Raw genomic sequence first — 23,218 nt, 5'->3', positions numbered from 1 at the left:
AACACCTTCCTTGTTCTAAACATTGTCATGTGAAAATCCATTCCCATTGTACCACGCAGGTCAACTACATCAACATTTGCGGGTCGACGTCTATGCTGATCTGCAGTCCGTTATCCCGTACCGAATCCTCCAGCTCTTCCGCCACCTGCTTGGCTAACCCGATTGCATCTATGGAACCCCGCCATTTAATAATGCACTGAAACCTGTATCTTCCTTTCAGCCGCGGCAAAGGGGAAGCTACCGGTCCCAAAAGATCAAGCGCATCTGAAGACAGCTTGTCCAGACTGCCGTACCAGCGCAGCTGCCTTGCTTTGCCCTGGATATTCAGCGCGTAGTTCTCGGCCATTTTGAGCAGCAGCGGAAGCTGCTCATGGGACAGCGTCACAAGAATGAGCCTGCAGTATGGCGGGTAGTGCAGTTCCCTGCGGTGCTTGAGCTCTTCACGCACAAAAGAGTTATAGTCATGGCCGCTGGCATGGACAATGGAGTAGTGCTCCGGTGTGTAGGATTGGACTACGACCTCACCCGGAAGCTGGTGCCGTCCGGCCCGGCCTGCCACCTGAGTCAGCAGCTGGAACGTTTTTTCTCCCGCACGGAAATCAGGCAGATTCAATGCGGAGTCCGCCGTGATGACACCAACCAGCGTAACATCAGGGAAATCCAGGCCTTTGGCGACCATCTGCGTGCCCAGAAGCACATCGGCTTTTTTGTCCCTGAACTGGTTCAGCAGCTTCTCATGCGAGCCTTTCTCCGTGGTCGTATCTACATCCATCCGGATCACCCGGATTCCCGGAAACAGCTTGCCCAGTTCTTCCTCCACCCGCTGTGTTCCCGTACCAAAAAAGCGGATATGCTCACTGCCGCATTCCGGACATATCTTCGGCGCCGGCTCGGCATGACCGCAATAATGGCAGCGCAGATTGTCGCTGCGGCTGTGGTAGGTCAGCGAGATATCGCATTCCGGACATCCGGCAACATAACCGCAGCTCCGGCACATGACAAACGTTGAGAAGCCTCTGCGGTTCAGCAGCAGCACGGTCTGTTCACCGCGTTCCAGCCTGTCTGCAAGTGCAGCGTGCAGCCTGCGGCTGAACATGGAACGGTTGCCTTCTTTCAGCTCGTCTCGCATATCAACAACATGCACCTTTGGCAGTTCATTGCCCAGCGCCCGTGTCGGCATCTCCAGCAGGATCGGCGAGAAATGAATATCACTTTGCGACCTGGCCGCATGATAGCTCTCCAGCGAAGGGGTGGCAGAACCGAGAATTACAGCGGCACCGCCCTGCTCCGCACGGCGGACAGCGACATCACGGGCATGATACTTCGGGTTCTCTTCCTGTTTATAAGAGCTCTCATGCTCCTCATCCATAATGATGAGACCGAGATTTGCGAACGGAGCAAACACCGCTGAACGCGCACCTACGGCCACATATGCTTTGCCCTCACGGATCTTCCGCCATTCATCATACCTTTCGCCTACAGACAAGCGGCTGTGCATCACCGCTACTCCGCTGCCGAATCTGCCTTTAAACCGTTCAACCATCTGGGGTGTGAGCGCAATTTCCGGAACCAGGACGACAGCCTGCCGGCCCTGTTCCACTACACGCTGGATACACTGCAGATAAATCTCTGTTTTCCCGCTGCCGGTAACCCCATGCAGCAAAAACACCTCATGGCGCTGTTCATCAACCGCTCTGGTAATCCGCTTATACACCGATTCCTGCTCGGGCGTGAGCGGCAGCGGCGTACTGGGCTTGAAGTCCCGTCCCCGATACGGGTCACGGTATACCTCAACCTCGCTGATTTCAATATATCCCTTATCCTCCAGCGCCTTAACGGTCCCGGCTGTCACCTGCAGCACGGCCAGCAGATCCTTCATCGGCATAGGCAGCATCGGCTCCATTTCGACCAGAAAAGCGAGCACTTCCTTTTGCCGGGCCGAACGAGCCGGAAAGCTGGCAAGCGATTCGCGCGCAGCCGCAACACCAATGGCCAGATCTACAGCTTTGAGCTTCTTTTTGCCCATCTTATCCTTGATGGACTGGGTTTCGGCCAGCACGCCCCGGCGGAGCATAAATTTCACCGTCTCCGCCGCTTCAGGAAAACTCCGGGTCAGCTGTCTCATGGAAACTTCACCGCTGCGCCTTACGAAATCGATAATCTGCTGCTCCTCCTGGTCTGTGTCCAGAAACATCGGAAACAGCTCGTCCTCCGCCACTCCGGAAGACTCTGCGGCTTCCCCGAGAGAAATCAGCCGTTCCGCCTTGCCCTTGAGTGCAGTTGGAAGCATGGCCTGCAGTGCGGATATTCTTCTGCAGGCATACCTTTGGCTCATCCAGTCCGCCAGCTCTACCAGCTCTGGAGAGAGCGGCGGCATCAGATCCAGCACTTCCTGGACCGGCTTCAGCTTGGACACAGAACCCGTCTCACCGGATTCCAGAGAGACTACAAAGCCCTGGACCGTGCGGTGCCCGAAGGGAACCGCCACCCGGCTGCCCACCTCAATCCACAGCTTTAATGCTCCCGGAATCAGATAATCAAACGGCCGGTCAGTGCTGCGCACAGGAACATCGACAATGACCTTGGCAATATCCATTATAGTGCAGCTCCAGAGGTCCGTTCTGCCGCCAGGAGCATGAGACGGCGGGCTACCTCATCCTTGGAGACCAGCGGGAGATCCAGCACCAGGCCGCCAGCATCATATATAGATACGATATTCGTATCCGTTCCAAAGCCCGCTCCTTCCACAGCGACATCATTGGCCACGATCAGATCCAGGTTTTTACGGACCAGCTTGTCCTTGGCATAGACTTCCGCATTTCCTGTCTCGGCGGCGAATCCGATCAGGAACTGCTTGTTTTTACTCCGGCCCAGCGTTTCAAGTATATCTGTAGTCTTCACCAATTCCAGCGTTAGGGTGTCCCCGCTTTTTTTGATTTTGGAACCCGCGCTCTCCTTAGGCCGGTAATCCGCCACCGCTGCCGCTTTGACCAATATATCGCAATCGCTCCAGCGGCCGGACACAGCCTCGTACATGTCCTGGGCCGATGATGCCCGGACGATTTCGATGGCAGGGTCCTGCGGCGGCGCTTCATCCGTTCTCGCAACCACCAGCGTTACCTCCGCACCCAGCGCACGCGCAGCGCGGGCTACCGCAAAGCCCATTTTTCCCGATGAGTCATTGGAAATGTACCGCACAGGATCAATGCGCTCAATGGTTCCGCCGGCAGTGACCATAACCTTCTTCCCCTTCAGCGGTCCTGAGGCGGTGCTGTCCCGCTGTGCCAGATAATTCTCTACTACCCGTACAATCGTCTCGGGCTCCTCAAGCCGTCCTTTACCCACATAACCGCAGGCCAGCAGGCCTTCCCCCGGTTCAATAAATTGAATACCGCGTTCTGCGAGGATCTTCATGTTGCTGATCACAGCGGGATGCTGGTACATATGGACGTTCATCGCCGGAGCAACCATCACCGGCGCCGTAACCGCGAGCAGCGTGCTGGTGAGCATGTCATCAGCGATGCCATGGGCCATTTTGCCGATGATGTTCGCAGTAGCCGGTGCAATCAGAACCAGATCCGCAGTGTCGGCCAAATCAATATGCGCTATCGCCTCCGGATCCCGCTCCTGGAACGTGTCGCTGTATACCCGCTGCTTGGACAGTGACTGCAATGTCAGCTCGGTGATGAACTGTTTGGCTGAAGCAGTCATAATAACATGCACCTCTGCGCCCTTTTGCGTGAGCTTGCTGGTCAGGGCAGCCGCTTTGTAAGCAGCTATCCCACCGGTAATTCCCAGGATGATTCGTTTACCCTTCAGGCTGTTCAACATGATTTCCCCCTGTCCCTTGCCTAAACTGATAACTTGGTATGATTCATTTCCGTCAAAATCCGAAAATCCGCTTAAAAAAATAACAACCTTCCGGTTGTCAGGAACAGCCCCGAACGGGCCGTCAGTTGAGAGTTGTAAATTGTGCAGGCCTCCTAACCTAAGAAGAAACGGTAACGCCGCCCTGACTGCAGGCAGTGTCCGTTTCCACAATAGGTATAGCAGGGCAATGCAGACTATTCTTCGCCGCGGGTTACAACAATACGGTCTTCATAAATCTCTTCCAGTGCAACTCCTACAAATTTGTGGGATTTAGGCACTTTGACATCGGTTTTGCCGCCTTCACGGAGCAATCTTGCCCGGCGGGCTGCAGCGACAACCAGGGAATACTTGCTGTCGACCTTGTTCATCATTTCATCAATGGATGGATATAGCACGTAAGACACCTCTTCATCTGTTTACTGTGATTTCATCTATCTGTTGCTTGCAGTGCATGTCATCTCACCTTACAATGTTCGGCGATAATAATGCTTTCTATTCGTTTACAGGCCAGATCAATCTCGTCATTGACAACGGCATAATCGTAATGCCGGATCAGGCCGATCTCATCCTCTGCAACGGACATGCGGTGGCTGATCACATCCGGATGTTCCGTTCCGCGGCCGCGGATCCGGTCCTTCAGTTCGTCCATCGATGGAGGCAGCAGGAATACAAAGATGCCTTCAGGGAACTTCTCCTTCACCTTAAGGGCTCCTTGAACCTCAATTTCGAGGATAATATCTCTGCCGCTCTCGAGCGTACGCTCCACAAAGTCCCGCGGAGTACCGTAATAATTGCCCACGTATTCTGCGTATTCAAGCAGCTGGTCACGTTCAATCATGTCCGCAAACTCTTCTCTGCTCTTGAAGAAATAGTTGACACCGTTCTCTTCGCCCTCCCGCGGATTGCGGGTAGTGGCGGAAACGGAATAGACCAGCTCAGGCATCCTCGGTCTCAGCGCGGTACATACGGTACCTTTGCCTACGCCGGAAGGGCCGGATAAAATAATCAGCAATCCTTTTGACATAATACACTCCATTTGTTGTTATTCATCGTTATCGTCATCTTTGCTTGATAAGCGGTGTGCCACTGTCTCCGGCTGAACCGCCGAGAGAATGACATGATCGCTGTCTGTAATAATGACGGCCCGTGTCCGGCGTCCATAAGTCGCGTCGATCAGCATATGCCGGTCCCTGGCCTCCTGGATAATCCGTTTGATCGGTGCAGATTCCGGGCTGACAATGGAAATAATGCGGTTGGCCGATACGATATTTCCAAAGCCGATGTTGATTAATTTGATTGCCATGTTCCGGTTGTTCCCCCCATAAGTTACATCTTTGCTTGATTCAGATACCGGTGATCACTCAATATTCGCTGCTTGTTCACGTATCTTCTCCAGCTCCGCCTTCATTTCAAGCGTAAGGTTCGCCAGAGTCAGATGATTGCATTTCGACCCGATTGTATTCGTCTCCCTGTTCATCTCCTGAATGAGAAAATCCAGTTTGCGGCCTGCCGGCTCGTTACTGAGCAGCAGCGCCCTGCATTGTTCAAAATGACTGTACAGCCGGGTAAGCTCTTCATCAATGTTGCAGCGGTCGGCAAAGATAGCAATTTCCATTCCGAATTTATGCTCTTCAAAAGGGAACGTCCCGTCATTCAGCACGCTCAGCCGCTGGCGCAGCTTGTCACGGTATTCATTTACGACTGTCGGCGCAAGTGCAGCCATTTCAGCGTGAAGCTCCTCAAGGCGGCCAAGCCTCATCGTCAGGTCAGCCGCGAGATGACGCCCTTCCCGCGCACGCATCTCCAGCAGTGACTGCAGGCTCAGCTCCAGCCCTGATTCAAGCACCTCTGAATAATCCTCCAGAGCATGCACGGCCTCGGCCGCAGCTTCATCCTTGAGCTCCATTACACCGGGCATAGAGAGAATTTCACGTATAGTCAGCTCCCCTGAAACTCCAAACTCACGCTTGAGAATTTCCGCCGCCTTCAGGTAGGAATTCACTGCCGGACGGTTGAGAACCTGTACAGAGGCTGCCTCTTCCGTGACCTCTCTATTAATGATGACATCCACCCGGCCCCGTTTGATATGGCTTTGAACCTTTCTTCGCAGCATATCCTCATAACCCGTCCAATTCCGGGGCATCCGCAGCACTACTTCGCAGTAACGGTTATTCACCGATTTGACTTCGAATGTAATCTTGTAACCGCCGAATTGCAGGGATGATTGACCGTATCCGGTCATGCTAAATGACAACGGAATCACATCCATTACACTATTGTAATTGATTATTACTAGCGAAACAAGGGGGACAATTTGCGCCCCTGCTTCTCCCAAATATACTCCAGCAGCTCCACATTCATCTCATAGAACATGAACGGTGTCATTAAATAGATGCCGTTAAAATGCGCTGTGGCAGTATCCAGCAGTTCTTTGGCTATGGCTACACCTGCAGCCCGGCCGGCTTCACCCTCCAGGCCCTGCATTCTGCTCCGCACTTCATCAGACAGCTGAATCCCGGGAACCTCGTTGTGAAGATATTCCGCATTGCGCCCACTGGCAAGCGGCATAATGCCAATAAAAATCGGAATATCGAGATGCTCGGTCGCTTTGGCAATCCGCACAATCAGTTCAGGATCATAGACCGGCTGGGTCATAATATAGTCAGCGCCTGATGCAATTTTTTTCTCGAGCCGCTGTACCGCCTTGTCCAAATGCTTCACATTCGGATTAAATGCGGCGCCGATTACAAATTTGGCCTTCGCTTTAAGCGGTTTGCCGGAGAAGGCAATGCCGTCGTTAAGCTGCTTGATCATGCGGATAATTTCGAAGGAGGTCAGATCGTAAATGGAACTCGAGCCCGGCAGATCGCCGAATCGGGCCGGGTCACCGGTTACTGCCAGTACATGGTCAATGCCGAGGGCATCGAAGCCCATCAGGTGGGACTGGGTACCGATCAGGTTGCGGTCCCGGCAGGCTACATGCACAAGCGGCCGGAGTCCCGTCCGGGACTGCACCAGCGATCCAAGCGCCATATTGCTCATCCTAGTTACCGCCAGAGAATTATCAGCCAGCGTCAGCGCATCTGCGCCGGCTCTGCGCAGTGCTTCTGCGCCCTTCATGAACTTGGTAATATCCAGGTCCCGCGGAGGGTCCAGTTCAACAATTACAGTATGACGCTCCTTCACCAGATCTACCAGATTCGGTTCTGCGCTGCTTCCGTCCGCATCCTCCCCCAGATGCTCATGCACGGATATGCGCTCTGCGCTCGGCTTCACCGAAGGTTCAGGCAGCGGCTGCGGAACATATCCGCGCAGTGCCGCAGAGATTTCTGCAATATGCTGCGGGGTAGTGCCGCAGCATCCGCCGATAATCCGGCTGCCCATATCCGCAAATACAGGGGCCATCTGCCCGAAATAATCAGGAGTCGCGCCGTAGCGGTACTGCCCGTCCACATAATCGGCAATCCCCGCATTGGGATAGACCGATACGGGAAGGGTAAGACTTCCCTGAAGTGTCCGGAGCGCCCGTTTGATGCCCGTAGGACCTGTACGGCAATTGAAGCCGATCACATCGGCCCCGTCCTGCTCCAGAATATGAAACGCTTCGGTCAGTGTGAATCCGTCGAGGGTACGCGCAGTTTCATCTACGGCCAGCTGGCAGATTACCGGCAGCGTGCTCAGCTTGCGGACCGACCTCAAGGCCAAGTGCAGCTCCTCAACATCATAGAAGGTCTCCAGCATGATCCCGTCCGGCTGTTCTTCCAGCAGCGCAGCAAACTGCTGGGCGTAAAAGCGTTTCAGCTCCGAGCCCGACAGGTTCGCCCGTTTGCCGGCCCGGATTGAGCCTACGGCACCTACCACGTATCCGGATTCTCCAGCCGCCTTACGCGCGATGCGTACGCCTGCACGGTTGATCTCTTCCACCTTGTCCTCCAGGCCGAACTTGGACAGCTTGTCATAATTGGCCGAATACGTATTGCTCTCCAGCAATACCGCTCCCGCTTCAATATAGCTGCGGTGCACATCTTCTATAACCTCGGGAGAGGTCAGATTCAATTCTTCATAAGAGATGCCGACAGGGAACCCCTTTTGATATAAAAACGTCCCCATTGCTCCGTCCCCGACCAAAACTTGATTACTCCACGCAGAGCGCAAATCCGGCTTCACCGCAGAACCTCCCCTATACTGTCATTAGTTTCATACTAATGTAACATAAAACAGGTTGGTTGATAAGAAGGCCCGGCCCAAAAACTGCATCACGCCGCAGCCCCTTGTATGCCGGAACACCTTTTGCCTCATACTAGCCGTATTCTTTTTTTGAGAGGAGCAAGCTGCATGAGAAAAAAAGTGCGCAGACAGCTGCTGCGCAAATATACCGTTATTCTGCTGTTGTCCGCGCTTTCCCTGGGTTATCTGTATCTGGGCGACTGGATGTTCGGTTACGGGATGCACAACATCAGCTACATTTTCCATTACCTCCTGTATACCGCCTCTGAGAAGCTTGCTGCCGCGGTCATGCTGCTCAGCCTCTTCATCTCCGACGCAATATACTGGTTCAAAGGCACTCAGCCGGAGCGCGGTGCGGAGAAATAGCTTTTCACGGCGGCAATGAGGATCAGGATGACGGGAATGCCCACCATAAAAAACGGGTAAACCACATACAGAAGCCGTCCGCCTTCATCCAGATGCTCGATAAAGCTCCGGGCGTCCAGCATGGAGGTAAACAGGATGATCAGGGCACACGGGTAAAGCATCCTGCGGTAAGGAATTTTGAACAGCTCGGAAATGCCGATGAGTGCGGCAGCGAAAAACACCGCCATTTTGAAAAACACGCCGATAATCAGCACCATAACCACAAAAATATCGACCCGCTGGATAAAATCCGAAATGGATATTTTGCTGATGGCCGGCATCAGCGGCAGCGGGGAACGCTTCACAATATCTGCCCCAAGCACAGAAATATTCATCGCCATCGTCAGGCTCAGCAGCAGTGCAGCGAACAGCATGGCAGCGGCAATGGCCCAGGGTCCTTTTTTGACATTGGACAAGTGGGGCATCAGCATTGTGAAGCAGATCATTTCCCCGAACGGAAACATATAATTCTGATGGATTACGGATACCAGAACCGGCTTTATGCCATTTTCGAGCATGGGAAGCAGATAGTTGAGGTTAATTGAACCTGACAGTGTAAGCAAAATGATGCTGAATACACCGATCAGGAGTACGATGGCGGAAAAGACGAGCGAGGTTCTGGTCAGCACCTCCAGCCCCTTATGAAGAACGTAAGCCCCTGACATAATCATAAGTGTGCTCAAAATAAAAAGCGGTGTGTTATGCATAGTCGCCATCGCCAGCATGGTGCTGCCGTCGCGCAGATCCCTGCCCGCCAGATTCATAAACAGAATGATATACAGCACCGCAACTGCCGCCCCGAGCGGCCGGCCCAGCAGCTTCCGCGCATAAGAAGTAAAAGGCTCATCCGGGTATTTCCAGTACAGATAAGTGTAACCCGCAAACATGACCAATCCCGCCACTGCCCCGACCAGAATCGAAATCCATGCGTCTCTGCCTGCCCCCATCCCCAGATTGACGACCAGTGCCGTTCCCAGTTCAAACAGCAGTGTAATGCTGAAAAATTGGGTCAGGCCGATTTTGACAGTCCCCATACGTCACCTTCTTTACGTTATTGATTCACCTGGAACGAATTGTTCCGCATATCGGTATGCCTGATTACAGCATCTGCATCAATGTTGACCTCACAGGAAGCAAAAATCCCTTCCCAGCGGTCCTTCACCTTCTTCCAACCCTGCGGATTCTCCCTTTCCATTTCTTCACCAAACCCCAGAACGTCACTGCCGTATCTCCTGGCCGCAGCAACTGCCGCCTCAATCTGTCTTTTGGTTTCCGCCTGCAGGCCGGACGATAGCCCCTCCAGAACCTTCGGGGAAGTAAGGTCCAGCGGGCTGGAAGCCTCTTTTAAAGCCGCCTGCTGGTAAATCTCAATGTTGATGACCGGATGCTCAGGATCGGACGCATTTACCCCCAGCTCCAGCTGTGAATGATACACATTAAAAGCGATGTACCCTCCCCTCTGATCCTTGATCAGTGAAGGGTATTCTTTTATTTGGTTATGAATCAGGGCGGCGCCAAGCGCCTCATTTCCCTGAAGCCACCCTTTCAGCTTGTCATCTTTAAAGACAGCCAGACCCGAAACACGTAAAACTGCCCCTGGGGTTATGGTCTTCAAATTATCATTAGAGGCTGCTTTTTCCCTGTCCCCCGAAGTATGCACGCCGTTAATTAAAGGTCCCCCTCCCCTGATCTGAATGCCTCTGATCACATCATCCACCTCCATCCGGTAGTTGTAGCCGAACTGCTTGGAGGTCGTATCCAGCTTTTCCACCAGATCGTTGGCAGGAATTTTGCTGAATACGGTCATGGTTGTCATCAGGTCTTTGGCCTCCTGGCCTTTGGAGATAAAAATCAGGCTGGTCAGCCGTGTATCACTTTCCCGTTCAAGCACATCCATAATATCCTTAATGCCTTCACGGGCGAATTTTTCGGAGATCACCAGCACACGGATATGGCCCAGCGATAAAAAACGGGCAGTCTGCCGCGACGTATTGGCCAGCGCCTCGAACATGGTACGTCCTTTGCCTGTATAAACGGCGACCGGGGCGGTGCCTCTCGTCGTTTCTCCGGAGATCTCTTCCGAGACAATAACCTGAAAGGATAATATGAATTTCTCCTCCTCCGTGGGCCCCCTGTCGATTGCGACTCCGGAGACTATAGCCCGTCTGTTCAGCTCGACACTGTCCCAGCAGCCGGTAAGAACCAGCGGAAGAAGAAGCTGCAGGCAGGCAAGGAGTGTCAGAGAGACAACCTTATTTATCATCTTGTTGCTCTTCCCCTTCCGTATGGAGCTCTTGTGGTTTGCTGTTTTTGACAATGGCCGGGGACAGCCGGAAGTCCTGTCCTGTTGTTACTTTCATATATTTAGGCATCTCAGCTCGCATTTGCTGAGGGGATTTACTCGGTCTCATGGACCAGAGCGGCAATCGAATGAGGGTATCCTTTAGCCCTTTTACTGACAGCGGTACAAACGGTGACAGGTATGGAATGCCAAAGGAGCGCAGGCTGTTCATGTGTGCGACCAGCACAATCAGCCCCAGGGTGATGCCATAAAATCCGGACACGCCGGCCAGAAGCAGAAAACCGAAACGGATGATCCGGCCGGCAATAGACATGTTGTATGCTGGGATTGCAAAGCTGGCTATACCGGTAAGCGCCACTACAATGACCATGATCGGCGTTATGATTCCCGCTTCCACCACTGCCGAGCCCAAAATCAGTGCACCTACCACAGACACGGTTTGCCCAATCGCCCGGGGCATCCGGACACCGGCTTCACGCAGAATTTCAAAGGCCCCTTCCATTACCAAGGCTTCCACAAAGGCCGGAAAAGGCACATTTTCCCGCTGGGACAGTAAATTGATCAGCAGTGTGGTCGGAATCATCTCATAATGATAGGTAGTCAGGGCGATATACACAGAGGGTCCGAGAATCAGAACAATAAAGCTCACATAACGGATGAGCCGCATTAGAATGGCGATGTCATAGCGCTGCGAATAATCTTCAGCAGACTGAAAATATTGGGTGAATACCGCCGGCAGCACCAGTACAAAAGGCGTCCCGTCCACAATGATGATCACTCTGCCTTCCAGCAGATTGGCAACAGCCACATCCGGGCGTTCCGTATTATAAATTGTAGGAAAAGGTGTGATCGTCTTATCCTGGATGAGCTCCTCAATAAATCCGGACTCCAGTATCTCGTCAATTACAATCTGCTCCAGCCGCTGGCGGACCTCACGGACCAGATCCTCACTCGTAATTTCTTTCATGTACATGAGTCCGATATGGGTCTGGGTCTCCGTCCCTATCTTCATATATTCCAGACGCAGCTTCGGTGACCTGATCCGCCGGCGGATTAATGACACATTGGTTCCGATAGATTCCACAAACCCGTCCTTGGGTCCCCGCACCACCACCTGTGAAGACGGCTCCTCTACAGAACGCCATTCGCCGCCGCGGGTCTCACACATAATGGCAGCTGTATAGCCGTCAATAAGGATTGCCGTATCGCCGGATAATACCGACAGCATAATGTCATTCCATTCCTCCTTCACATCTGCCTCGCCGATAACCAATGCACGGCTCAGAATAAGCTCTTTCAGATCTGTATCGCTGTCTGCCGCATCGCCGGTGATGCCGTCTGTATTCTCGAGCAAGGACCCGACCACAAATTCGTTTACGGCAGTCGTATCTGATAATCCGCTCAGATGGACTGCGGCAGCCCTGACCGGACTGGCTCCGCCGATCTGAAACTTGCGGACCTTCAGATCGGGACTGTTCCCCAGCTCTGACTGGATATTCTCTATACTTTCTTCAATCAGGCCGGACAAACTCCGGGCACTGCTGCTGCGGGTTTGACCGGAACCGCCTGTCCCGGAACTTTCCTTTGAACGACGTTTCCCGTACACCGGGCAATCCCCCTCTCTCTTAAGCTCGTCCTATTATTCACGGTTGACCCTGCCATTATTCGGATCAGCAGGAATGACAAAAGGGATAGTCCCGGAGCAGCAGCCCCGGGACTATCCCTGATCAAAATTTTTGGATATTTCAATCCGAATACTAAATCAGATTTCGACGGTTCCTGTATAAACGACCTCGGCAGGCCCGGTCATATATACATGGTTGTCAGTCTCGTTCCATTCAATGTAAAGATCTCCGCCCTTCAGGCTGATCCGGGCTGAACGGTCAGTCAGCCCGTTGAGCACGGAGGAAACCAGCGTAGCGCAGGCTCCAGTGCCGCATGCCAGTGTAGGACCCGCTCCGCGTTCCCAGACACGCATGTCCACATGACTGCGGTCACGTACAGTTGCGAATTCCACATTCACTTTACGCGGGAACAGCGGATGTACCTCCAGCTTTGGTCCCCAGATGCCGAGATCAAAGCTCACAGCGTCGTCCACATAGATCACACAGTGCGGATTGCCCATGGACACGGCGGTGAATTTAAACTCCGTTCCCTCTGTTTCAATCGGCTGATCCAGTACCGGCTCGGCATCGATGGCAACAGGAATCTGGCTTCCGGACAGTACAGGTTCTCCCATATCCACAGTAACTGTCTCAACAACACCGTCTTTTACCTTCAGGGTCACCTTCTGCTCGCCTGCACCGATTGTTTCGATTACGATCTGCTCCGAACTGACAAGTCCCTTATCATATACATATTTGGATACGCAGCGGATCGCATTGCCGCACTGTTCGGCTTCCGAGCCGTCCGAGTTCATGATGCGCATCATATAATCACCGCGTTCTGAAGGCAGAATGTATACCAGGCCGTCGGCTCCGATACCGAAGAACCGGTTGCACAATTTAACCGCAAGCTCTGAAGCATCAGCTGGCAGCTCCTGCTCACCGAATACGACAATAAAATCATTTCCGAGGCCGTGCATTTTTGTAAATTCCATTGAAAGGTCCACTCCTAAAAGTTTTGTTAAGTACAGCCTTAAAAGTTCGACGTGAACTTAGCATACCTTAAAGGAGCGGGACGAGGCTATTGATTTTATGCCGAAATTTTTGTACTTTTTATCATTGGCCGCCCGCCGGTGCGGCTGCGGTTCCTTTTGCCGCCCCAGACGCTGCCCGCCCCCATCACGAAGGTAGGAATACCGGCCATGACGAGCACAAGGCACCATTCGCGGAAACTTAGCGCCACTGTTTTAAAGACCGGCTGGAGCACAGGAATGTACATAACGAGGAGCATAAGCACGATGGATGACAGCACGGCAAGCACCAGCGGTTTGTTCTGCAGCGGATTGCGGTGGAACACGGAGCGTGAGCTGCGGCAGTCGAACACATGGATCAGCTGCGCCATAACCAGCGTGGCAAAGGCAACCGACTGAGCCCGGATCAGCTGCTGGGCGCTGCCTGGGTCAGTGCGGAGAGTGAGCCAGAAGGCAGCCAGCGTGCAAAGGCCGATCAGCAGACCGCGGCTGATAATTTTCCAGCCCAGCCGGCGGGCAAAGATGTTTTCCTTCGCTCCCCGCGGCTTGTGCTCCATCAAATCTTTCTCGGGCTGGTCGACGCCAAGCGCCATAGCCGGCAGCCCGTCGGTAACCAGATTAACCCACAGAATCTGGATCGGCACCAGCGGCAGCGGCAGCCCAAGCATCATCGCGAAGAACATCGTCAGGATCTCGCCGACATTGGAGGCCAGCAGGTAGCGGATGAATTTGCGGATATTCTCGTAAATGCTGCGCCCCTCTTCAATAGCGGCTACGATCGTCGAGAAGTTATCATCCCCGAGAATCAGCGATGACGCTTCCTTGGTAACATCGGTTCCGGTTATCCCCATGGAGATCCCGATATCTGCAGCCTTGATCGCCGGAGCATCATTGACTCCGTCACCGGTCATCGCCACCACATGCCCGCGGCGCTGCAGGGATTTGACGATCCGCAGCTTATGCTCCGGAGATACACGGGCATATACGTATACATTATCGGATACTTTATCCAGCTCGGTATCGTCCATCCGGGTAAGCTGGCTGCCGGTGAGCACGGTTCCTCCGCGCTGCAGAATGCCCAGCTGATGGGCAATAGCTTCCGCCGTCGTCCCGTGGTCCCCGGTAATCATGACAGTCTTGATGCCGGCGCGGCGTGTTACGGCGATTGCATCACGCACCTCTTTCCGCGGCGGATCGATCATCCCGGTGAGGCCGATGAAGATCAGCTGGCTCTCCGCTTCCTTCTCACTGTCCACGGTTTCTCCCTGACGCAGCTCACGGTAAGCCATGCCGATGACCCGCAGGGCCCCGGAGGCCATCCGTTCGTTTGCTTCCAGCACCTTCTGGCGGAGCGTTGGCGTGCAGGGTACTACCCCGCCTTCCCACAGCATATAAGAGCAGTTGCCCAGCAGGACATCCGGTGCCCCCTTGGTGCAGATCATCCGACCGCCGGGATGGCCGACGATAACTGACATCAGCTTCCGCTCCGAATCAAACGGGAATTCCTTTTCGCGCCCGTAGGTTACAGCGAGTGATTGTGCGGTAAGGCCCATTTTGGCCGATAAAGCCACCAGCGCCCCTTCGGTAGGATCGCCCTTTAGTTCCCAGACGGACGGGCTGTTAGTCTCTTTATCATTTTCAGTAACTTTATCCTTCCCTTTGCGCTTGCCGCGTGCCTCTCCGGGAAAAGTTTCCACGATTTCAGCGTTGCTGCACAGGGCCCCTACCTGAAGCAGCCGCCGCAGATTCTGGTCATTCTTAAGATCTACGGGTCTGCCCTTGGACAGAACCTGTCCGACCGGGGCATATCCTTCGCCGGTTACTTCCATATCGCGGCCGGCGCTCCAGAGATGTGTGACGGTCATTTTATTCTGGGTGAGCGTCCCTGTCTTATCCGAGCAGATGACGGAAGCACAACCCAGCGTTTCAACGGAAGGCAGCTTGCGGACGATAGCCTTGCGCTTGATCATTCGCTGGACACCGAGGGCAAGCGCTATGGTAACAATGGCAGGCAACCCTTCCGGAATAGCTGCGACAGCTAGGCTGACTCCCGCAAGGAACATCGCCGGAGCAGGCTGCCCGTGCAGGATGCCGGCAAGCACAACTACGACCGTGAGCGCAAGCGAGACATAGATCAGAATTTTACCCAGCTGCTCCAGCCTGTGCTGCAACGGTGTTTCCTGCGCTTCGGTATTCTGGATCAGGTCGGCAATTTTGCCCATCTCGGTATCCATACCCGTACGGACTACCACCGCTTTGCCTGTTCCGCGGGTCACCATTGTGCCCATAAAGCCGATATTCTTCTGGTCGCCGAGCGGAATCTCCTCAGCATGAATGGCTTCCGCATGCTTGGATACCGGCAGCGATTCTCCTGTCAGTGCGGATTCTTCTGCATAGAGTGCACTGCACTCCAGCCAGCGGACATCAGCCGGAACCCTGTCTCCGCTCTCCAGCAGGACAATGTCGCCGGGCACCAGCATTTTTGCCGGAATGGTCTCCTGCCGGCCATCACGCAGCACCTTTGCCGAAGGTGCCGAGAGCTGCTTAAGCGCCCGGAGTGACCGCTCGGCACGGAATTCCTGGACGAACCCCAGCACACCGTTAAGCACAATGATGGCGACGATCGTTACGGCATCCAGATATTCTCCCAGCAGACCGGATACCAGCGTTGCCCCCATCAGCACAAGCACCATGAAATCCTTGAACTGGTTAAGCAGCAAGGTCAGCGGTGAGATCTGCTTTCCTTCCGACAGCTCGTTATACCCGCTCTCCTTGCGTCTCTCTGCGGCTTCCTCCCCGCTTAGGCCCGCACCCGGATGAACGCTGAACAACTTCTGCAGCTCCTCCGCACCGAGCCTGTGCCAACTTTTTTGTTCCATAACTTTTCTTTCCCCTCCCGGTCGTTTCTTGACTTCCGGCGGCGCACAGCTTTTCCACCTGTTCATGACCAAGTGTATTCAAGGTCGTCCCAAAATATCACTGAACAGGGCTCTTCCTTTTGCGCGAAAGTGTTAAAGTATGGCATCATAGAGAAGAGAACATTATTATCATGCGACAGGAGAGCTTTAACATGGCATTAGACGGTATTGTTACAAGAGCGATCGTGCACGAGCTTCAGCCTTTTACCGGTGCGCGTGTCGGCAAAATATATCAGCCTAACACCCACGACCTTATCTTCATTCTGCGCGGCGCCGGCGGCGGCGGCAAGCTGCTGCTGTCGGCCAATCCGACCTATCCCCGCCTGCATCTGACAGAACGCAGCACGATCAACCCGGCGGAGGCGCCGATGTTCTGCATGCTGATGCGCAAGCACTGTGAAGGCGGGACCATCGAGAGCATCACACAGGTTGGCATGGAGCGGATTATTCACATCAATATCCGGACACGGGATGAGCTCGGCGATGTCTCGGCCAAAAAAATCATTATCGAGCTGATGGGCCGGCACAGCAATATCATCCTGACCGATCTGTCCACCGGCACAATTATTGACGGGATTCACCACGTTACGCCTTCCATCAGCAGCTACCGGGTAGTGATGCCTGGTGCCGCCTATACCGAGCCGCCGCAGCAGCATAAGCTGAATCCGCTGGAGACAGGTAAGGAAGCCTTCTTGGCCTTAATGACTTCGGCAGAGGAAGCTGCGCTTCTGTCAGAGGACCTTGAAGAAGAACCCGAAGAAATGATAGAGGGAGAGATCGCCGGACTGCTGCGTTCACTGGAGGAGCCAAAAGCCGCCGGAACAGGCGGACCTGCACCTTCAGCCGACCCTGCCGGCTGGATCGTGCATGCCTTTAGCGGAATTAGCCCTCTGATTGCAGGAGAGATTGTGACAAGAGCAGCGAAGGTCAGCCCGGAAGCTGCTTCGGAATCGGGCGGACCGTTAGAGCCTGCGGCACTCTGGGAAGCTTTCCGGTCCGTTATGGTTCCGGTTAAGGATTTCGCCTTCGCGCCGATCATCGGACATAACGCCAAAGGCAAATCCATTTTCTCAGCAGTTCCTCTGACCTTAAATAATGACCCTGTGAAGCAGTACAGCTCCATCAGCACTTGTCTGGAGGATTACTACGGGGATAAAGCAGAACGCGATACCGTAAAACAGCGGGTAAGCGATCTGATCCGCTTTATCAGCAATGAACGGGGCAAAAATGTGAAGAAGCTGGCCAATCTCCAGAAGGATCTGGAGGAGGCGGAGGATGCTGACCAATACCGGATTTGGGGTGAGCTCCTGTTCGCATCCCTGCATACCTTGAACAAAGGGGACAAGGAAGCGAAGCTGATCAATTACTATGACGAGGAGCAAAAGGAAATCACCATTCCGCTGGATCCGCTGCTGACTCCCTCGGACAATGCACAGCGTTATTTTAAGAAATACAACAAATACAAGAACAGCCTGCTGATTATCGATGAACAGCTGACCAAAACGCATGAGGAAATTGCCTATATGGAGACACTGCTGCAGCAGCTGGCCCATGCCTCACTGAATGATATCGAAGAAATCCGCGACGAGCTGGTGAGCCAGGGATATATGCGCGACCGCAGCAAAAAAGGAAAAAAGAAGAAAAAAACAACCCGTCCTACCCTGCAGGTCTATACCTCATCCGAAGGCATTGACATTTATGTCGGCAAAAACAATCTGCAGAACGAGTACGTCACCAACCGGCTGGCTTCTGCCAATGACACCTGGCTGCATACCAAGGATATACCGGGGTCACACGTCGTAATCCGCAGCGAAACATTCGGTGATGCCACCCTGGAGGAAGCGGCGCAGCTGGCGGCTTATTACAGTCAGGCGAAGCAATCCAGCAGTGTTCCGGTTGACTGCACTTTGATCCGTCATGTCCGCAAGCCCAGCGGCGCAAAGCCCGGCTTTGTCATTTATGATCACCAGAAAACCCTCTTCGTCACACCGGATGAGGAGCGTATCAAGAGCCTGCCGAATGCTCTGAAAAGCTAGCAGCAGAAGGCTTCACATCCTAACGGACAGAGGATCCTTTATTTGCACCTAAAAGAGCGTTTTGCTCAGCTAACGGACCGGGGAGGCGTTATTTGCTGCAGCTAATCCCATATCATCATCGAAATCAGATAATAACGGAACCAGGGTCCGTTAGCCCTTTAAAAGGCGTTAAATGGAGCAAATAAGGGAACTTCGGTCCGTTAGAGAATCCCAGGCCATTTAGATCATCTTGCGGTACCCGGTAGAACAGATAGTTGGTGGCTCCCGCCGCCTAATCAGCCGCCGAACTATATCTGTCTGCATGCCAAAAAACCTCCGTTCCAGGGATAGCAAACGTCCCGGATATGGGGGTTTTTTGCAGTTTCTAAACAGTTCACCGTTCCCGGTCTACTTCTTCGCAATCCTCAGCTGATTCAGCACATCAACACCAACCGTCACACTGCCGATATCCCCGTGAAAAATGACACCCTGGCGCGCACCGTGAAAATCCGAGCCGCCTGTGACCAGCAGGCCGTACTCCCCGGCCATGGCAAGGTATCTTTCTTCTTCAGCCTGTCCGTGGTCCGAGTGGTATACTTCGATACCGCGCAGCTCACTGCCGGCGATAATGGAGCGGACCAGCTCATCATTCCCGTAAATGCCGGGGTGGGCCAGCACCGGCGTGCCACCGGCTTCCAGGATCCACCGGCAGGCCAGCTCCGGGGCAATCCGCGGCGGAGATACATAGGCCGCTGCGCCTTCAGCGAGATATTTATCAAAGGCATCGCGCATGTCACTTGCTGCCCCCAGCCGCACCAGCTCGTCGGCGATATGAGGCCGCCCGACACTCTCGCCCTGCTTCAGCTCCCGGCCAATTCCCCGGATTACATTGTCGAGCGTAATTGTGATTCCCAGCTCATTCAGCCTGCCGATAATGGCCTCATTCCGCTGGTCCCGGGTATCTCTCTGCGCGGCAAGACGCGACAGAAACAGCTCCTGCTCATGATCGATAAAGTATCCGAGCACATGAATTTCTTTGCCTCCGGCACGCGAGCTGATTTCGACTCCAGGTACTACCGTAATTCCGTATTTCCGGCCTGCTTCCAAAGCTTCCGCGATTCCGCCAACCGTATCATGATCGGTTATCGCTACAGCTGCGAGCCCCTTCTCGTAGGCCAGCCGCACATTGTCTGCAGGCGGCTGCTTGCCGTCAGAGGACAAGGTATGGGTGTGAAGATCACATCTCCCCGGTTCCTGCTGCATAATGGACACTCCTTTTTGCTTGGTATTTTGTTCAGTATTCTTACTGCCCGCTGGAGTGCTGGCGCAGGAAGGTAAGAAAGGTAACAGCCGAGATCGGCAGCAGCGTCGATTTGAGATGTATGGCATAGAACTGCCTTTTAAAGGATGCATCGCTGATGTTCACAATCTTCATTAACCCCAGTGCGACTTCATGTTTGACCGACGAAGTGGAAATTATCGTCAGACCGAGTCCGGCCTCCACCGCCGATTTCACCGCACCGTTGCTTCCAAGCTCCATCACGATCTTCATTGCGCTGGAGTCCAGTCCTTTGGACATCAGCTGCTCCTCCATCACCTGCCGGGTGCCCGATCCTTGTTCCCTCAGCACAAACGGATACTGCAGCGCCTCCTCCAGCATAACCTCTTCCCTCTCTGCCAGCGGGTGATCTCCCGGCACAATCAGCTTGAGTTCATCCCCCATTACCGGCTCTACCTCCATATCCGGATGCGCCACCGGCGCTTCGATCAGTCCGAAATTAAGCTGGTGCTTGTTGATTTCCTCCATAATCTGCGAGGTGTTCATCACTTTCATGACGATCGAAATATTCGGATACTCCCTGCCAAAAGGTCCGAGCAGCCGCGGCAGCACATATTCGCCGATCGTCAGGCTGGCTCCCAGCTGCAGGCGCCCTTCCAGCATATGAGTAAACGCCGACATCGCCTGATCTGTTTCGCGCATCAGCATGATGCTCCGCCTGGCATAAGGAAGAAGCGCACGGCCGGCTTCAGAGAGAATAATTTTTTTGCTGGAGCGGTCGAACAGCTTGGTGCCGAAATAATCCTCCAGCGCCTGCACCTGCATCGTCACCGCCGGCTGTGTCATGTGCAGCGTCTGGGCTGCAGCCGAGAAGCTCCCCCGTTCCGAAACCGTATAAAAAATATGAAGCTGATGAAAATTCATAACCTGAAAGCTCCTTCACAGTAATTGATTGCTTCTGCTTAAATGTACCCGCAGCTTTGGACAAACCACCAAAAAAAGGACATGCAGCCCTAAGCCGCATGCCTTCCAGGTAACTTGCCGGTTTCTATCTGCGTTTGCGGCGTTTCTTCGCCAGCTTCATGCGGCGTGAATTGCGCAGCCGGGCAAAATAAGCCTGCAGATCCCGCAGCTGGGGTGCCGCCGAAATCCGGCCCAAAAAGGACACGATGACCATAACATAAAGCGGCCGCCCGGAGAGGCTTGTAACCCCCTCAAGCTCCTTGAATTCAGCTATGATCACAATATCCTCTTCGATCAGATAGGCGTTAAGCTCACTCTGCAGATAAGGCTTGACCCGGTTCTCCTTAAGGCTCCGCCACAGCCATGCACCAATCTCCTCATCCAGGCTGTCCTCCTGCTTGATCCGGTCCAGGTAACGGCTCTTCGCATGATCGGTGATCACGATGTCGGCAACTCTGTAATCTTTCAGCATGACATGAAAGGGTTCATAAGCCCCCCACCATTCCATCCCCTTACCCTGCATCCTCATCACACTCCACAATAAAGGGTCTTGGCATGCTCTTATTGTTGTCAATCTTACCGCATCAGGGCGTGTTGTTCAAGCATCGCACAGATCCCGGAGTGTATAGTTAATAGTTAGCGGCAGTCCTGCAGCAGCGCATAATCCTCATCATCCACGTAACTGCTGCCCTTGATCATTTTACATTTTTTCTTCAGCCGTGCCGCTTCGCCCGAAAGATCCTGGGGGGATTCAAAACGCCGGAAGCGGTTGGTCACGACTGCCACAGAGATGGAGACGAGCGGAATTTCCTCCATTACACCCGAACGGCTCTCTGTCAGTACATAAGCCTGGGCCAGATGTCCGGCATGGTAAAAATCCTGAACGGCCGTCTCAAATTGCGAGATGATCGACCTGCAGCATTCTTCAAAGTTATAGTGGTTGATAAAAATAATAAAGTCGTCCCCGCCGATATGGCCCAGGAACCCGCCCTGCTGCAGCGCAGCATGCTTCAATATCTCTGCTGTCGCCTGAAGCATCCGGTCCCCTTCCTTAAATCCGTAGGTATCGTTGTAGGCTTTAAAATGATCCAGATCTATGTACAGCACACTGAACTGCTCCTGCAGCAGCGTTTTTACCATCCACTCATTGATGCTGAGATTGCCAGGAAGTCCGGTCAGCGGATTCAGAAAACTGGCGGCAACCGCCTGGATCTCGGCAAAGTTCAGCAGCAGATCCCTCACACTGACAGCCCCGAACAGCTTCTCCTCATGAATAACCATCACGTAATCATACAGATTTTCGTCGCTTCTGTTCATGGCCAGCCTGCTGACCTCGGTGATAGGCGTTTTGTATTCCACGACAAGCGGGTTTCTGTCCATGACAAGCTCTACAGGTCTGCCCATATACAGGGTATAACCGTAAAGGGTCCCGATCTGCTGGTAAAAGCGGATTCTCATGATCAGCGCCACAGGAAGGCCATTTTCGCATACGGCGACTCCCTGAAGCTGCGGGTTGCTTTTAAAAACCTGATCCACATATTCGCATTTATGATGACAGGAAATCTCCGGAATCTGCTCGGCGATTTCTCCGATCTGCAGAAACATACCTGTAGCCTCCCAACTCTAACTCTGGATTGTGATGATCACCGGGCGGGAAAGCGCCCTGAACCGGCAGCAGTGATGGCCTGCCCAGCGCATATCCCTGGCCGAATTCGATCCCGGAACGCTGCAAAAATTCCAGCTCCTCCGCCGTTTCAATGCCTTCAGCGATGACCTTTGTGTCTGATCTGGCCGCATATTCCCTGACCAGCTCCAGCAGCTCCTGCTGTTCACGGCTGCCGTGTATTCCATGGATCAGGGACTTGTCCAGCTTGATGAACTCCGGCTTGAGATAGACAAGTGTCTTGAGGCTATTGTATCCCGAGCCTGCATCGTCCACAGCAATGCGGAAGCCCTGGGTACGGTAATGGGACAATACCTTTTCGAAGCTTACATAATCCTGCACCGCCTGCCGTTCAGTCAGTTCAAAGACTACCTTTTCCGGAGAGAGCCCCAGTGAATGCAGCAGCCCCAGAGTTTCTCCGCTTTTGTGGCGGGCATCATGAAGCACCCCCGGATGCACATTAATAAAAATCAGCTTTCCGCTCCCCCTGTCCGCCGCCGGCAGCTTATCCACATACCGGGACAGCGACATCCGCCGGCAGTACTGCTCGAAACGGTACATCTGCTCCGTCCGCCCGGCAAATTCATAAAATTGCTCTGTCGTAGGGAATTGGGCTGAGCTGGGCGGCCGGTTCAGCACCTCATGCCCCAGGGTCTGGCCGCTGTGCAGCTGCAATATAGGCTGAAAATAAGTATCCAGACGTTCATTATTCATAATATCCAGGAGTGCGGCCAGTCTCCCCAGCTCTTTGACCTCTCCCTTCACTCTTCCGTTCATGTGCTGGAGGTATTGCGGAATTACCGATAGCTTTTTGGACAATGCCCAATCTTTAATCATCTTATCACCTGCGTGCTTTTCTTCGTGAATTTTGTCACTCTGTACAAGCATATACCGGAAGTATTAAGCTGCGATAAAATAGTTAGGGCAAATTACCTAGAGAT

The 23,218-nt window shown here is 53.6% G+C and carries 19 protein-coding genes; 2 read left to right on the top strand and 17 right to left on the bottom strand.

Annotated features, from left to right (window positions below; all coding sequences use genetic code 11):
• Nucleotides 1-64: 64 nt before the first annotated feature.
• The 7 genes from priA to C2I18_RS24155 form a co-directional block, all read right to left on the bottom strand.
• On the bottom strand, nt 65-2,596 hold the full coding sequence (priA, locus tag C2I18_RS24185; RefSeq protein ID WP_249898268.1) for a primosomal protein N': 2,532 nt from the start codon (nt 2,594-2,596) through the stop codon (nt 65-67).
• Nucleotides 2,596-3,831, bottom strand: coding sequence for a bifunctional phosphopantothenoylcysteine decarboxylase/phosphopantothenate--cysteine ligase CoaBC (coaBC, locus tag C2I18_RS24180; protein ID WP_249898267.1), 1,236 nt, complete (start codon nt 3,829-3,831; stop codon nt 2,596-2,598). The genes priA and coaBC overlap by 1 nt, the downstream gene beginning before the upstream one ends.
• A 233-nt stretch (nt 3,832-4,064) precedes the next feature.
• The gene (rpoZ, locus tag C2I18_RS24175) at nt 4,065-4,265 is read right to left on the bottom strand and encodes a DNA-directed RNA polymerase subunit omega (RefSeq protein ID WP_249898266.1); all 201 of its coding nucleotides are present in this window, start codon (nt 4,263-4,265) and stop codon (nt 4,065-4,067) included.
• A gap of 59 nt (nt 4,266-4,324) precedes the next feature.
• Nucleotides 4,325-4,894, bottom strand: a complete 570-nt coding sequence (gene gmk / locus C2I18_RS24170; RefSeq protein ID WP_249898265.1) for a guanylate kinase — start codon at nt 4,892-4,894, stop codon at nt 4,325-4,327.
• Nucleotides 4,895-4,912: 18 nt separating this feature from the next.
• Nucleotides 4,913-5,173: an extracellular matrix/biofilm regulator RemA gene (gene remA, locus C2I18_RS24165; protein ID WP_006209218.1), complete on the bottom strand. Its 261-nt coding sequence runs from the start codon at nt 5,171-5,173 to the stop codon at nt 4,913-4,915.
• Nucleotides 5,174-5,227: 54 nt separating this feature from the next.
• Complete coding sequence (locus C2I18_RS24160) at nt 5,228-6,124, bottom strand: YicC/YloC family endoribonuclease (protein ID WP_249898264.1); 897 nt, start codon at nt 6,122-6,124, stop codon at nt 5,228-5,230.
• 38 nt (nt 6,125-6,162) lie between these two features.
• On the bottom strand, nt 6,163-8,037 hold the full coding sequence (locus C2I18_RS24155) for a bifunctional homocysteine S-methyltransferase/methylenetetrahydrofolate reductase (RefSeq protein ID WP_249898263.1): 1,875 nt from the start codon (nt 8,035-8,037) through the stop codon (nt 6,163-6,165).
• Between the two features lie 168 nt (nt 8,038-8,205).
• Between C2I18_RS24155 and C2I18_RS24150 the strand changes: the two genes are divergently transcribed.
• Entirely contained in the window at nt 8,206-8,463 is a 258-nt protein-coding gene (locus C2I18_RS24150) for a hypothetical protein (RefSeq protein WP_249898262.1), read from the top strand.
• Here C2I18_RS24150 and C2I18_RS24145 read toward each other — a convergent pair.
• The 5 genes from C2I18_RS24145 to C2I18_RS24125 all read right to left on the bottom strand — a co-directional run bounded on the left by C2I18_RS24145 (nt 8,436) and on the right by C2I18_RS24125 (nt 16,318).
• Complete coding sequence (locus C2I18_RS24145; RefSeq protein ID WP_249898261.1) at nt 8,436-9,536, bottom strand: GerAB/ArcD/ProY family transporter; 1,101 nt, start codon at nt 9,534-9,536, stop codon at nt 8,436-8,438. The two genes, C2I18_RS24150 and C2I18_RS24145, sit on opposite strands and share 28 nt — an antisense overlap.
• Before the next feature lie 17 nt (nt 9,537-9,553).
• Complete coding sequence (locus tag C2I18_RS24140) at nt 9,554-10,765, bottom strand: Ger(x)C family spore germination protein (RefSeq protein WP_249898260.1); 1,212 nt, start codon at nt 10,763-10,765, stop codon at nt 9,554-9,556.
• Entirely contained in the window at nt 10,755-12,410 is a 1,656-nt protein-coding gene (locus C2I18_RS24135) for a spore germination protein (RefSeq protein ID WP_249898259.1), read from the bottom strand. Before C2I18_RS24135 ends, C2I18_RS24140 begins: the two co-directional genes overlap by 11 nt.
• Before the next feature lie 156 nt (nt 12,411-12,566).
• Complete coding sequence (dapF, locus tag C2I18_RS24130) at nt 12,567-13,403, bottom strand: diaminopimelate epimerase (protein ID WP_249898258.1); 837 nt, start codon at nt 13,401-13,403, stop codon at nt 12,567-12,569.
• Nucleotides 13,404-13,498: 95 nt separating this feature from the next.
• Nucleotides 13,499-16,318, bottom strand: coding sequence for a calcium-translocating P-type ATPase, SERCA-type (locus C2I18_RS24125; protein ID WP_249898257.1), 2,820 nt, complete (start codon nt 16,316-16,318; stop codon nt 13,499-13,501).
• Nucleotides 16,319-16,509: 191 nt separating this feature from the next.
• Between C2I18_RS24125 and C2I18_RS24120 the strand changes: the two genes are divergently transcribed.
• The gene (locus C2I18_RS24120; protein WP_249898256.1) at nt 16,510-18,393 is read left to right on the top strand and encodes an Rqc2 family fibronectin-binding protein; all 1,884 of its coding nucleotides are present in this window, start codon (nt 16,510-16,512) and stop codon (nt 18,391-18,393) included.
• Nucleotides 18,394-18,780: 387 nt separating this feature from the next.
• Here the strand turns inward: C2I18_RS24120 and C2I18_RS24115 are convergent, their stop codons facing one another.
• The 5 genes from C2I18_RS24115 to C2I18_RS24095 all read right to left on the bottom strand — a co-directional run bounded on the left by C2I18_RS24115 (nt 18,781) and on the right by C2I18_RS24095 (nt 23,114).
• Complete coding sequence (locus C2I18_RS24115) at nt 18,781-19,635, bottom strand: PHP domain-containing protein (protein WP_249898255.1); 855 nt, start codon at nt 19,633-19,635, stop codon at nt 18,781-18,783.
• 40 nt (nt 19,636-19,675) lie between these two features.
• The gene (locus tag C2I18_RS24110) at nt 19,676-20,575 is read right to left on the bottom strand and encodes a selenium metabolism-associated LysR family transcriptional regulator (RefSeq protein ID WP_249898254.1); all 900 of its coding nucleotides are present in this window, start codon (nt 20,573-20,575) and stop codon (nt 19,676-19,678) included.
• A 124-nt stretch (nt 20,576-20,699) separates the two neighbouring features.
• On the bottom strand, nt 20,700-21,137 hold the full coding sequence (locus tag C2I18_RS24105) for a hypothetical protein (RefSeq protein ID WP_249898253.1): 438 nt from the start codon (nt 21,135-21,137) through the stop codon (nt 20,700-20,702).
• 113 nt (nt 21,138-21,250) lie between these two features.
• Nucleotides 21,251-22,219, bottom strand: a complete 969-nt coding sequence (locus C2I18_RS24100) for a GGDEF domain-containing protein (protein WP_249898252.1) — start codon at nt 22,217-22,219, stop codon at nt 21,251-21,253.
• Nucleotides 22,161-23,114: an EAL domain-containing protein gene (locus C2I18_RS24095; protein ID WP_249898251.1), complete on the bottom strand. Its 954-nt coding sequence runs from the start codon at nt 23,112-23,114 to the stop codon at nt 22,161-22,163. Before C2I18_RS24095 ends, C2I18_RS24100 begins: the two co-directional genes overlap by 59 nt.
• Nucleotides 23,115-23,218 lie beyond the last annotated feature (104 nt).

The sequence above is a fragment of the Paenibacillus sp. PK3_47 genome (genome assembly GCF_023520895.1).
GTDB lineage: Bacteria > Bacillota > Bacilli > Paenibacillales > Paenibacillaceae > Paenibacillus_AQ.
This window is presented reverse-complemented; position numbering and strand designations above follow the sequence as displayed.